Annotated in this window: 9 protein-coding genes and 2 pseudogenes; 5 read left to right on the forward strand and 6 right to left on the reverse strand. The window is 68.5% G+C overall.

Annotated features, from left to right (window positions below):
* Positions 1-33 precede the first annotated feature (33 nt).
* Complete coding sequence (locus RB628_RS02380; RefSeq protein ID WP_318318550.1) at positions 34-876, forward strand: RNA polymerase sigma factor SigF; 843 nt, start codon at positions 34-36, stop codon at positions 874-876.
* A gap of 313 nt (positions 877-1,189) precedes the next feature.
* Positions 1,190-1,282: pseudogene (locus tag RB628_RS02385) on the forward strand (hydrophobic protein); the annotation flags it as partial.
* Positions 1,283-1,892: 610 nt separating this feature from the next.
* Here the strand turns inward: RB628_RS02385 and RB628_RS02390 are convergent.
* On the reverse strand, positions 1,893-3,050 hold the full coding sequence (locus RB628_RS02390) for a phospholipase D-like domain-containing protein (RefSeq protein WP_318318551.1): 1,158 nt from the start codon (positions 3,048-3,050) through the stop codon (positions 1,893-1,895).
* 493 nt (positions 3,051-3,543) lie between these two features.
* On the opposite strand from RB628_RS02390, the gene RB628_RS02395 reads away from it, so the two are divergent.
* Positions 3,544-4,188, forward strand: a complete 645-nt coding sequence (locus RB628_RS02395; RefSeq protein WP_318318552.1) for a dihydrofolate reductase family protein — start codon at positions 3,544-3,546, stop codon at positions 4,186-4,188.
* 52 nt (positions 4,189-4,240) lie between these two features.
* Here RB628_RS02395 and RB628_RS02400 read toward each other — a convergent pair.
* Positions 4,241-4,499: pseudogene (locus RB628_RS02400) on the reverse strand (zinc ribbon domain-containing protein); the annotation flags it as partial.
* Between the two features lie 137 nt (positions 4,500-4,636).
* Here RB628_RS02400 and RB628_RS02405 point away from each other — a divergent pair.
* Positions 4,637-6,271, forward strand: a complete 1,635-nt coding sequence (locus RB628_RS02405) for an alpha/beta hydrolase (RefSeq protein ID WP_318318553.1) — start codon at positions 4,637-4,639, stop codon at positions 6,269-6,271.
* 448 nt (positions 6,272-6,719) lie between these two features.
* Here RB628_RS02405 and RB628_RS02410 read toward each other — a convergent pair whose 3' ends face one another.
* The 4 genes from RB628_RS02410 to RB628_RS02425 form a co-directional block, all read right to left on the reverse strand.
* Entirely contained in the window at positions 6,720-7,421 is a 702-nt protein-coding gene (locus RB628_RS02410) for a FadR/GntR family transcriptional regulator (protein ID WP_318318554.1), read from the reverse strand.
* An 87-nt stretch (positions 7,422-7,508) separates the two neighbouring features.
* Positions 7,509-8,552, reverse strand: a complete 1,044-nt coding sequence (locus RB628_RS02415) for an ABC transporter permease (protein WP_318318555.1) — start codon at positions 8,550-8,552, stop codon at positions 7,509-7,511.
* Positions 8,553-8,554: 2 nt separating this feature from the next.
* Entirely contained in the window at positions 8,555-10,177 is a 1,623-nt protein-coding gene (locus tag RB628_RS02420; RefSeq protein ID WP_318318556.1) for a sugar ABC transporter ATP-binding protein, read from the reverse strand.
* Between the two features lie 129 nt (positions 10,178-10,306).
* Positions 10,307-11,356 carry a sugar ABC transporter substrate-binding protein gene (locus tag RB628_RS02425; RefSeq protein WP_318318557.1) on the reverse strand — a complete coding sequence of 350 codons (1,050 nt, stop codon included), beginning with the start codon at positions 11,354-11,356 and terminating at the stop codon, positions 10,307-10,309.
* A gap of 851 nt (positions 11,357-12,207) precedes the next feature.
* On the opposite strand from RB628_RS02425, the gene RB628_RS02430 reads away from it, so the two are divergent.
* Positions 12,208-13,059, forward strand: a complete 852-nt coding sequence (locus tag RB628_RS02430; protein ID WP_318318558.1) for a fumarylacetoacetate hydrolase family protein — start codon at positions 12,208-12,210, stop codon at positions 13,057-13,059.
* Positions 13,060-13,065 lie beyond the last annotated feature (6 nt).

Here is a 13,065-nt window from a genome sequence, read left to right on the forward strand (position 1 = left end):
AAGACGAGATCGATCGACCGGGAGGGGCACCTCATGACGACGACCACCGTGCAGACGACCGAACAGAGGGTGGACGTCCCGGACATCGCGGACCCTTCCAAGGTCGCGCCGAAGGACGCACGGGAGTTGTCGAAGCTGTTCTTCGACCAGCTCACGGTGGTGGAGGAGGGCACGCTCGAATACCAGTACGCGCGCAACACGCTGATCGAGATGAACATGTCCCTCGTCCGCTACGCGGCCGGACGGTTCCGCAGCCGCGGTCAGGATGAGATGGAGGACATCGTCCAGGTCGGCATGATCGGCCTGATCAAGGCGATCGACCGGTTCGAACTGTCCCGTGAGGTGGAGTTCGCCTCCTTCGCCGTTCCCTACATCGTCGGCGAGATCAAGCGGTTCTTCCGCGACACGTCCTGGGCCGTACACGTGCCCCGGCGTCTGCAGGAAGCCCGCGTCCAGCTGGCGCGCGCCAACGAGGAACTGCACAGCAGGCTGGGCCGGACACCGACGATCAGCGAACTGTCCGAGCTGATGAGCCTTCCGGAGGAAGAGGTCGTGGAGGCTCAACTGGCCTCCAACGGATACAGGTCGGCCTCCCTGGACGCGGCGATCAGCGGCAGCGAGGACGGCGAGGCCGCGCTGGCGGACTTCATCGGCGACGAGGACGCGGCCCTTGGACTGGTCGAGGACTTCCACGCCCTCGCGCCGATGATCGCCGAACTGGACGAACGCGAGCGGCAGATCATCCACTGGCGCTTCGTCGACGAACTCACCCAGGCCCAGATCGGCGAACGCCTCGGCGTCTCCCAGATGCACGTCTCGCGCTTGATCACGCGCCTTCTGGCCCGTCTGCGTGAAGGCATGCTCAGCACCCACTGACGGCCGGTGACCCAGTACTCCCGTGGGGCCGAGGGAAAAGGGAAGGTGTGTCATTTTCCCTGCGCAGGCTTCGCCAGTTCTGCGTTGAACTGAGCGCCGACCCCGTGCAGCGCGCGGCGGAAGACGCTCAGACAGCTGCATCCCGACCACAGGGCTCCCGTCCCTCCTGCGAAGATCAACATCCATGCCGTTGACGACTGTTCGGCCATCTGCCGCAGCGTGCTGCGCAACAGAGCGCGGGACGTGGCTGGGGCGGCCTGCGTCATCTGGTCGATGACCTCAGGCTTGGCCGCGGGAATGGCCAGACCGGGGATGGTGGGTCGCCGTCCTGGTGCTGTGGCCTCTCGGCTTTGTCATGCGCTCCACTGCCGCCGGTGGCGGCCGAGGCCGCTGGTACCGATGGTGACCTCACCCGTACGCGCGCCTCCACCCCGGGGCCCGGCCGATATGACGGCCGGGCCCCGGGGTGTGCCGGACGTGGAAGTGATCGGGCGCGTAGAAGCCATACCGCCCATAGGCGTCGCAAACAGCGGCAGGGGTACGCGTGTTGCAGTCGGGGGCGGGACTGCACGCGCGATGGAACCCGCGCGACCTCCGGCCGTACCCGTCCCCGGCCTCACCGTCGTCCGGGCGCCCAGCCGGGGCACGGCGGCCTGCGGGAGGCCTTGTGTGCGACTCCCGGCCGCAGTGGCCGAGGCGACCGGACCGCGGCCACCGGCGTGGCCGGGCAGAAGAGCGAGCCTGGCCGAGGTGATCCATCGCAGCCCGGAGCCGTCTGGACAGGGCCCTCCTGCGCAGGCCGGCCTGGACGGTCAGGCCTGGACACCGGCCGCGGTGACAGGACGGCGGACGCCATACGGTGGGCCGTCGCCGCAGCGTGTCCAGTGGTGGTCCGAGCGTGGTGGCAGGAGACGGCCCGGGAAGTGCCGTGGGGGGGGCGATGAGCCACCGTCACAAGCAAGTCCCCTGAGCGGGAACTGTCGTGGCGCACGAGAGAAATGGCCTCGTACCTGAGTTCACAGGAAGCGCCGGATCGGGGTGACTGTGATTTCCCTGGCGCGTTGCAGCATCGCCCGCCGTCTCCATCGAGTGAGGTCGATGTCCACACTGCGCTTCAGGTCCGCCTCGTAGTCCCGTTCGAGCGAGGCAGTGAACTCCTCGTCCAGCACGACGAGCATCACCTCTTCGTCGTGGTCCATGGAGCGACGGTTGAAATTGGTCGATCCGATGAGGGAGGCGACCGAGTCCACGGTGATGATCTTGGCATGCATCATGGTCGGCCGGTACTGACGGATGTGCACACCGGCCTGCAACAGGCGCGCGTAGTGGTGTTGACCGGCGAGCTGACAGGCGCGCTGGTCCGTGTGGGGGCCGGGCAGCAGGATCTCGACACGCACACCGCGACGAGCGGTCTCGCACAGCAGGTCGATGAAGTAGGCGTCCGGAGCGAAGTAGGCGGTGGCCAGCCGGAAACTCTCCTCGGCGGAGCTGAGCATGACCCGGATGAGGGTCTGCATGTCCTGCCAGCCGATGCTCGCGGACCCGCGAACGACCTGCACCACCGACGAGCCGGACTGCGGGTGTTCCGTGAAGCGGTCACGGTCGTCGAAGAGTTCGTCATGGCACTCCGCCCAGTTCTGCGCGAACGCGGCCGCGATGCCGTCGACGGCCGGACCCCGTACCTGGACATGAGTGTCCCGCCACTCGGCAGGGTTGCGCGCATTGCCGCACCATTCCTCCGCGATGCCGACGCCGCCGGTGAACGCGGTGTGTTCGTCGACGATGAGGGCCTTGCGGTGGCAGCGGTGATTCTGCTTGAACGGCGACAGCCACGCGGGTCTGCGGAACCAGGCCACTTCCACTCCTGCGCTGCTCATGAGGTCCAGCAACCTCCGCTCGATGCTTTTGGCGCCGAAGCCGTCGAGCAGCAGTCGCACTCGCACCCCCGCGCGGGCGCGGTCGGCCAGAGTGACGGCGAAGTCGTGGGCGATCTGCCCCCGCCAGTACACGAACGTCATCATGTCGATGGTGTGCCGGGCCGAACGGATCGCCCCGAGCATCGTCGGGAAGATCTCGTCACCATTGCGCAGGGGCACCAGGTCATTGCCTTCCGTGGCGGCCACACCGATCAGTCGCTCCAGGCGACGGCGCAGGCGCCGCTTGCGCGCTTCCACGTCAGGCGCGGTGTCGGGAGCAGCGGGTGCAGGTATACCGCCGAGTGTCACGCCGAACCTCCCACTGGGTCATGGGGACAGATGTCACGGGCTGCTTGGCCCCCGGACAACCACATTCCCGGTCGGCGCCGCGGCACTCCGGCTGTCTGGAACCCGGCGCCGAGATCTCACATTTCACAGGGGGTCTACGGCCGTATGGACGCGCGCTGCGGACTCTCGCGTCTTGGACCGAGTTCTCAGTTCAGGCAGTCTGTCCGCCAGGCGGGCGGTGTCGCCCAACTCCATGTACCGACTTCATGTAACGGTGGGCGGCTGTCCCGGCCACCTCGATGCCGTCCGTGTTCGCCGCGGCCGCACCGGCAGCGGGACCGCTTTTCGACGCGTCCTGGGAAAAAAGTTCCGGGTCGCTGTCGATCCGGCCGCGTCTCGTTCGACGTAATGATGTGGGGCGCATCACCACACGAGACTGCGACAGAACCTGACGAGGAGACACGTGGAACAACTGCTGAGAGTCATGAACTTCATGGTCTCGAGTGACGGCATCGCTGCCGGTGAGGACCAGAGCTTCGAGAGTCCGTTCGGCTTTGCCAGTCCCGAGAGGCTGTTCGCCTGGGCCGGCGCCACGGCGAGCTGGCCCATGCGCACCGATCCCGGGGGGAGCCGGGGCCTCGATGACTACTTCACGCGAGACTTCGCGCGCAACATCGGTGCCGAGATCATGGGCCGTAACAAGTTCGGGCCCCAGCGCGGGCCCTGGCACGACCATGAGTGGCGCGGCTGGTGGGGTGACGAGCCGCCCTTCGGTACCCCGGTGTTCGTCATGACCCACCACAGGCGTCCGTCGTTCACGCTCTCCGACACCACGTTCCACTTCGTCGACGGCGACCCCATCACGGTCCTCGATCAGGCGCGGGAGGCGGCGCGGGGCAAGGACGTCCGGCTCGGCGGCGGGGTCACCACGATCCGGCAGTTCCTTGACGCCGGCCTCGTCGACACCATGCATGTGGCGGTCTCGCCGGTGAAGCTCGGTTCCGGACTGCGACTCTGGGAGTCCCCCGATGATCTGCTCGACCGGTTCCACCTGGAGGTCGTGCCCAGCCCGAGCGGCGTGACGCACCACCTGTTCTGGCGAAGGTGACGCCAGGGCCCGCTCGGGGATGCCGGCGCGGTGGATGCAGGCATTTCAGCAGTTGACGAGGTCTTGCACCAGCTCCACAGGCTGTCACCGTCAGTCCGGCGGCCAGCAGGTTCTTCGCTGCGTTCACGCCCGTCGTGGGTCGTTCCGCAGTCGCAGGTCCAGGTACGTACGTGCGGCGGCATCCTGTCCTGCAGGGTGCCGCAGGCGGAGCACAGTCTGGAAGAGGGGAAGAAGTGGTCGACCACGATCACTTCCCGCCCGTACCAGGCGGCCTTGTACTCCAGCATGCTTCGGAACTCCGACCACGCCGCGTATCCACGAAAGGACTCTGATGAAGAATATCGGTCGGCGTGGCACCGTTCTCGCCCCATTTCCCTCTGTTGAGATAGCCGAACTCACCGTGCGCGGTGAGCGCTTGGCAACACATTGACCCAGGGGGAAGGGAAACATGACCACTCCACGTCGCAAACCGAGATACATCGGACGGATCACAGTCGTCGGGGTCGCGCTGACAGCGCTCATGGGCGCCATGACGGGAACGGCGACCCAGGTGGCGGCTTCGCCGAGGACGCCTGAGAAGCCGCCCGTGCCGTCGCTCGCCTGGACCGACTGCCAGGGCGGCTTCGAGTGTGCGAACGCCGACGTTCCGCTCGACTACCGCAAGCCGCACGGCAAGACCATCACCCTTGCGGTGGTCCGGAAGAAGGTCGCGGACCAGACGAAGCGCAAGGGCACCCTGTTCATGCAGCCGGGAGGGCCCGGCAACTCCGGTGTGGACTTCGTGCGCAACAACCACGCGGACCTGCCGGCCGCATTGCGAGACTCGTTCGACGTCTTCGGCTACGACGCCCGCGGCGTCGGCCGCAGTTCGCCGCTGACCTGCTTCGACGACGCGAGGTACACGCGGGCCGTCACGGAGGCGAAGGGTGTGCCCGGCCCGGACGCCTTCGAGCCGGCGCTGCGCCAGGCCGCCGAATTCGACCAGGCCTGCGTGGACAACACGGGCGAGCTGCTGCCCTACATCGGCACCGAGTACGTCGCCCGGGACATCGACCTGCTGCGGGAGGCGCTCGGGGAGAAGCAACTCACCTACTACGGGCGGTCGTTCGGGTCGTACATCGGGACCGTCTACGCCGCCGTGTTCCCGAAGAGGGTGCGGGCCCTGACCCTCGACGGCGCGTACGACCCGGTGCACTACGCCAACCGTCCGTACGCCTACGACCGGCCGCAGTACCTGGCGCTGGACGGCGCGATGGGCCGCTTCCTGGACTGGTGCGCCGCCGATCAGGCCACCTGCGGGTTCGGCGACGGCAACCCGCGCGCGGCGTTCGAGAAGCTGAAGGCCGACCTGGACGCCAACCCCGTGCCGACCGCGAACGGCGGCCAGGCCAACGGCTACACGCTGGTCTACCGGCTGATGTTCAACATCAACGAGGGCAAGGTCATCTGGCCCGAGTTCGGCGCGGCATTGCGCAAGGCCCAGCTGCGGGACAACACGTCCTTCCTGCTGCGACCGCCGTCCCCGGCCAGCTTCGACTTCCTGGGCCCGAACGTGGCCGTCGAGTGCGTCGACCGGGACTACCCGCGCGATCTGCGACTGCTGAAGCGGAAGGTCACGGCCTTTGCGAAGGCAGCCCCGCTGCTCGGCCCGGCGATGGCGTACGGCCCTCCCACGTACGACCACCAGCACGCCACCGCCTGCACCCAGTGGCCCGGCGAGCGCGTCAGCCGCTACGACGGCTCCTACCGGGCGAAGGGCTCTGCGCCGATTCTCGTCGTCGGTACCACCGGCGACCCGGACACCCCGTACCAGGACGCGGTGGCGCTGTCCCGGCAGCTCGACAACGCCTCGCTGCTCACCTTCCAGGCCGAGGGGCACACCGCGTTCGGCCGCAGCGCCTGCGCGACGGACGCGGTCGTCGGCTACCTGGTGGACCTCAAGGTCCCGGCCTCCGGCACGACATGTGCGGACGAGACGCAGCCGCCTTCGTCCACACCGAAGACGGCCCCGCCCGGCACGACGCTCAGCGAACTCCGTAACGGAGTCGACGAGCGTGTCGAGCGCATCGGCTCCGTGAGCTGACGTTCCCGTACGGACCCCGAGGCGCCGTTCTTCAACGACCGGCGCCTCGGGCTTTGTTGCGGCCTCGCTGCGACAGATCTTGCGGCGCGGGCGGATTCGCGTACCTTCCTTGTCCCGGACGCCCGTACACACACCGCTACGGCGGCCGGTGTGAACGAGGTACCGGTGACCGTACGGGCCCGGCTCGCTGCTGGCGGACCTTCAGGTCCACCAGCAGCGAGCCGGGCCCCCGGCTGCTGCGACGCGGAGGGCGGGTGACCAGAGCGAGCGCCGTCAGCAGGACTTCGGCGGGCCGGTGCCCAGGGCCGCCGGCACGGACGTCGACCGGGGTCCGGCGGTCCCCGCCGGGAGGGCCGGCGTCCGGGTGCGGGCAGTGCCGACGTGTCCCGCGCCGGGTCGGGTCGGGCATCCGGTCCGGACGAGGCTGGGGGCGGGGGAGATCGCGAGGTCAGTCGCTGATTGCTCCTACCGGGTCATCGGTCAGACTGGTGGCCAGCCACTGCTCCACGGCCGTGATGTGGACGGTCGCCGCAGAGACGGCGAGCAGGGCGTCGCGTGACTGAAGCGCGCTGAGGATCTGCTCGTGGTCCTGGCGGGCGTTGTTCAGGGCATGGCTGGTCTGGCTGCCGCGGACGATGCGGACACGCTGCGTGCGGGTCGAGAGCACTTGCAGCAGCATCGACAGCACGGGGTTGCCGACGGCTTCGACGATCCTGAGGTGGAAGGCGATGTCGTGGGCGACGAACTCCTCCACGGTGCTGACCGTCCGGGACCGGTCGAGGATGTTGCGCAGTTCCTGGAGGTCCTTCGGTTTCAGCAGGGCGGTGGCCAGCCCCGTGGCCTGCGGTTCGAGCAGTCGTCGTACCTGGAGCAACTGCAGAGCCGTGTGGCCCTGGGAGACGTCGGCGGCGAAGGACAGGGTTTCCAGCAGGAGATGGGGCTCCAGGCTGGAGACGTACGTGCCGTCGCCCTGACGGGTGATCAGGATCCGCATGGCGGTCAGTGCCCGGACGGCCTCACGCAGGGAGTTGCGGGACAGGCCGAGCTGTCCGGCGAGGATCTCCTCCTTGGGCAGCCGGGAACCGGGCGCGAGTTCGCCGGCGAGGATCATCGCCTTGATCTTGTCGATCGCCTCGTCCGTCAGTGCCACGAGGGTGCCTCTCTGGGTCGGGGACGCGCCGGCCGGCCGCTCCGCCGGACCCGGCTCGGGCCGGCGGAGCCACTCTTCGGTTCGGTGCTATTCCTGCTTCTCGCCGGAGGCGAAGCGGGAGATGATCAGTGCGACGATGATGATGGCTCCGTTGAGGAACTGGTTCCACAGCGGTGGTACACCCGCCAATGTCATGACGTTCACGACGAGTTGCAGCGTCAGCACACCGGTGAGCGCGCCGAAGACGGAACCCTTGCCGCCGTTGAGGCTGACTCCGCCGATGACGGTCGCGGCGAAGACCTGGAAGATCCAGCCGCTGCCCTGGGTGGCGGATATGGAGCCGTAGTGGCCGCTGTAGAGGATGCCGGCGAACGCGGCGAGGACACTGCCGAGGATGAGGACGATCCACACGATGCGGTCGACACGGATGCCGGCGGTGCGGGCCGCCTCCGAGTTGCCGCCGATCGCGTACAGCGCCCGGCCGTGCCGGAGCCAGGCCAGCGCGCCGGCGCCGAGGGCGAACAGCACCACGCAGATCCAGATCGCTGCCGGGAGACCCAGCCACGACGACTTGCCCAGGTAGGTGAAGGAGGAGGGCAGTTCCACGATGGACTGGCCCTCCGAGAGGGCGACCTGGAGTCCGCGCAGCATGGTGAGCATGCCGAGGGTGACGATGAAGCCGTTGAGGCGCAGCTTGAGGATCAGGAAACCGTTGACGGCCCCGATCACTGCGCCCACCAGCAGACAGAGCGGTACGGCCGCCCACTCGGGGAGCAGTCCGAGGCCGGTGAACCGGGCTCCGCTGGTCGGCAGGACCAGCCACACGGCGATGACGGGCGCCACGCCGATCGTGGACTCCAGGGACAGGTCCATCCGTCCGCAGATCAGGATCAGCGCGGTGGCCAGCACCAGCAGGCTCAGCTCGGTGGACTGCTGGGCCACACCGATGAGGTTGTCGGCGGTCAGGAAGGCCGGCGACACGATGAATCCGATCAGGCCCAGGACGAGGATCGCCGGGACCAGGGACAGGTCGCGGAAGCGCCCGAGGCCGATCCTGCGGCGCGAGCCGTCCGCGGCGGCCGGCTCAGCCGTGCTCACTGTGGGCTCCATGAGATCTGTGGTGGCGGACATGACTACCTTCCGTGCTCGTCTGCGCCCGTTGAGGCGGGTACGGCGGTTTCGGCGGTTTCGGGGGACGCGTTGGCGTGAGCTGTGTCGCCGGTGACACCTTCGATGGCGGCGACGACGGCTTCGTCCCTCCAGCCGCGGTCGAACTCGGCGACCAGACGCCCGTGGAACATGACGAGGACCCGGTCACAGACCTTCAGGTCGTCCAGTTCGTCGGAGACGATCAGCGCGGCCCTGCCGCCGTCCGCGACCTGCCGGATACGGCCCAGGAGGAACTCCTTGGACTTGACGTCCACCCCGTTGGTGGGGCGGATGGCCACCAGGACGTGCGGATCGGTGGCCAGGGCGCGGGCGACGACGACCTTCTGCTGGTTGCCGCCCGAGAGGGCGGAGACCGGGGTGGCGGCTCCCGGGGTCTTGATGTCGAGGTCCCGGATCATGCGTCCGGCGAACGCCTTGGTACGGGCGGGCAGTACCGTGCCGAACGGACCGAGCTGGCCGGTGACGGTGAGCGTCGCGTTCTCCGCCACGCTGCGGTTGTTCACCAGCCCCTGGAGGTGGCGGTCCTCGGGAACCAGACCGACTCCGGCGGTGAGCGCGGCCGGCACGCTGCCGGTGCGCACGGTTCTGCCGCCGACCGTGATCCGGCCGTCCTTGACGCGGTGCAGACCGGCGATCGTCTCACCCACCTGCACGTTGCCGCTGGCAGTGGCTCCGGCGAGCCCGACGACCTCGCCGGAGCGGACCGAGAGGGAGATGTCCTCGCAGACGCCGGGCAGGGTCAGGCCGTCGATCGCCAGCAGCTCCGTGGAAGAGGACCGCGAGGCGGGAGGATCGTCGACGGCGGCGGTCACCGTTGCGGCCGACTCGCCGGTCATGGCCTCCACCAGCGCCTGGTGGCCGATTTCGGCGACGGGCGCGGTCAGGATGTGGGCCGCGTCGCGGTAGACGGTGACGGTGGTGCAGAGGTCGTACACCTCTTGCAGGTGGTGGGAGATGAAGAGGAAGGCGACGCCCTGCTGCTGGAGGTCGCGGAGCTTGTCGAAGAGGCGGTTGATGCCGCGGGCGTCGAGCTTGGCGGTCGGCTCGTCGAGGATGATGAAGCGCGCGCCGAACGACAGGGCCCGCGCGATCTCGACGAACTGCCGCTGCTCGACGCTGAGGTCCTTGGCCCGCGCCGTCGGGTCGACGGCCACGCCGTACCCGGCGAGCAACTCCTCGGCTCGTGCGCGCAGTTGCTTCCAGCGGATGGGCCTCACCACCCCGGCGCTCTGCCGGTTCAGGAAGAGGTTCTCGGCGACGGTCAGGTCACCGATGATGGTGGAGCGCTGATAGACGCAGGCCACGCGGGAGCGCCAGGCGTCGATGTCGCCGAAGGCGGGCGCCGGCTCGCCGGAGAAGCGCAGGGATCCGGTGTCGGCTTGCTGGAGGCCGGTGAGGATGGACACGAGCGTCGACTTGCCGGCGCCGTTGCGTCCGACCAGGGCGTGCGCCTCACCGGGGGCGACGGTGATACGGGCGTCGCGCAGCGCGACGGTCGCGCCGAATCGTTTGCTGATGCCGGTCGCCTCGGCCACAGGGGCCGGAGTGCCGGGGCCGGTCGCCGGGGTGGTCGCGGTGTCCGCCATGGTGGATACCGTCCTTCGTGTACGAGGGCTGGAGCCGAGGGGCGCGGGCGGATACCCGGGCCGACGGGGCGGGCGACGGGGGACGGGTACTGTGCGTCCCCCGACGCGGCGGGCGGGCGGTGCCGGTCGTCAGCCGACGTTGTTGCCCCACAGGGCCTTGTTGTCGACGTTGTCCTTGGTCACCAGCGGCGCCGGCAGCTGGTCCTCCAGGCCGCCCGGGATCTCGATGATGGTGGAGTCGTGGTCGGTCTTGCCGGGCTTGAAGGACCTGCCCTCGGCCGCGGCCTTGGCGTAGTACAGCGCGTACTTGGCGTACAGGTCGGCGGGCTGAGAGATGGTGGCGTCGATCTGGCCCTTGCGGATCGCGTCGAACTCCTGCGGGATGCCGTCGTTGGAGATGATCGAGATGTGCCCCTTCTCCCCGGCGGGCTTGAGCAGGCCCTTCTGCTCAAGGAGGGCCAGCGTCGGCTGCAGGAAGACGCCGCCGGCCTGCATGTAGATGCCGTTCAGGTCGGGGTGCTGGGCGAGCAGGCTCTGCAGCTTGGCGGAGGCCACGTCGCCCTTCCACTCCGTGGGCAGCTCGAAGACCTTGATCTTCGGGAACTTCGTCTTCATGCACTCCGCGAACGCCTCGGAGCGGTCCCGCCCGTTGATGGAGTCCAGGGCGCCCTGGAACTCGGCGACCTTGCCCTTGCCGCCCAGCTGCTCGCCGAGGAACTCGCAGGCCTTGGTGCCGTAGGCCCGGTTGTCGGCGCGTACGACCATGTAGACGTCGCCCTTGTCGGGCCGGGTGTCGACGCTGACCACGGGGATCTTCTTCGAGGCGAGGGTGTCGAGGGTGGAGGCGATGGCCCCGGTGTCCTGGGGGGCCATGACGATGGCCTTGGCGCCGGTGTTCTGGAACACCTGCACGTTGGCGACGAGCTTGGTGACGTCGTTCTGCGAGTTGCTGAGCGGCAGCGCGTTGATGCCGTCGGTCTTGATGTCCTTGTCGATGTACTGCGCGTAGGAGTTCCAGAAGTCGGAGTCGGAGCGCGGCAGGTCGATCCCGATGGCGGGCTTGTCACCGCCCGAGGCGCCCGAGGCGGTGCTTTCGCGGTTGCACGCGGTGGTGAGGGCCAGTACCGCGAGGACGGCGGTGGCGGCTGCGGCGGTGGAGCGGGTGCGAGCGAGTTTCATGGCCGGGTTCTCTCCTTGGGCAGGGGGCAGGGCCGCAGGGCGACGATGGGAGGGCGTACCTGCCTGGGGGGAGAGGCGAGGTCGCCACGGGCAGGTGCCGATCCGGCATGGAAAATGCGCGGACATGCCCGTGAGGGTCGGAAGCGAGGGTCAGCCGGGGACCGGGGTCGCGGAGGCGAAACGACCGCACGGATGCGAGCCGAACGGGTGCACTCGATGGTGCAACCATTCCTCCGATGTATCCCGGCGTCGAGGACGTTACGACGACGTTGCCGACGTTGACAAGGGTTCGCCGTCAGAGATTTACGGGACACCGTGCCGCAGGGCGTCGATGTGCCGTCCCGGCCTCGGAGCTCCGCGCTGAGACACCCTGCGACCTGCAGAGTTTCGGCCCACGTGTGTGACGGGTGATGTCCTGCGGCAGCTTACGATTTGACAACGGGGCCGTTTGGGTCGACGCGGACCGGGGGAGGGGCGGACCGCCGAGGGGTACGGGCCCCTCCCAGTAGCAGGCGGACGACTATCGGTCCCGCCCTCACCAGGGGAGGTGACCAGGGAGCTCACTTGTGTATTCATCGGATGGCGGGTGGCGTGTCGGCCTCGTGGCCATGTGTGACCACGGTGAATCTGCCTTTGTGAGGGCTTGACCGGCAACCCCGAAGAAATACATCCGAGGAATCCATTGTCAGGCGCAATACCCGCAGCTTAAGGTCGCTCTGCCGCCATACATCCGATGACTGTGATGCGGATGGGTGAAGCCCGCCGACAGGTCCGGCCCGGCCCACCACAGGCGGCCCAGCCCTACGGCCGACCACCACACAGACGAAACCCGCATGGCAAGGGAGCCCCCAGTGAAACTGCTACGAGTCGGCGCCCCCGGACAGGAGCGGCCCGCCGTCCGTATGGACGACGGCCGACTGCTGGACCTGTCCTCTGTGACCCGGGACATCGACGGCGTCTTCCTCGCCTCCGGGGGAGTGGAGCGGGCCCGCGCGGCCGTCACGGCCGGAGAGATGGCCGAGATCGACCCCGACGGCCTGCGGATCGGCGCCCCCGTCGCCCGCCCCGGCAAAATCATCTGTGTCGGGCTGAACTACCGCGACCACGCCGCCGAGACCGGCGCGGCGATCCCGCCCCGCCCTGTGGTCTTCATGAAGGACCCGAGTACGGTCGTCGGCCCGTACGACGAGGTGCTGATCCCGCGCGGCTCGGTCAAGACCGACTGGGAGGTCGAGCTGGCGGTCGTCATCGGACGGCGGGCCCGCTATCTCGACGGCCACGAGGCCGTGCGGGCCGTGATCGCGGGCTATGCGATCAGCCACGACGTCTCGGAGCGCGAGTTCCAGCTGGAGTACTCCTCGCAGTGGGACCTGGGCAAGTCCTGCGAGACCTTCAACCCGATGGGTCCGTGGCTGGTCACCGCAGACGAGGCCGGTGACCCGCAGAATTTCGGCCTGCACCTGAGCGTCAACGGCGTGAAGCGGCAGGACGGCCACACCGGCGACATGATCTTCTCGGTCGACCACATCGTGTCCTACCTGAGCCAGTACATGGTTCTGGAGCCCGGCGACGTGATCAACACCGGTACGCCCGCGGGTGTGGCCCTGGGGCTTCCCGGCACTCCCTTCCTGCGGCCCGGCGACACCGTAGAGCTTTCCGTCGACGGCCTCGGCAGCCAGCGCCAGACCTTCGCCCAAGCGTGAAAGGCA

The organism is Streptomyces sp. ADMS (assembly GCF_033441795.1).
GTDB lineage: Bacteria > Actinomycetota > Actinomycetes > Streptomycetales > Streptomycetaceae > Streptomyces.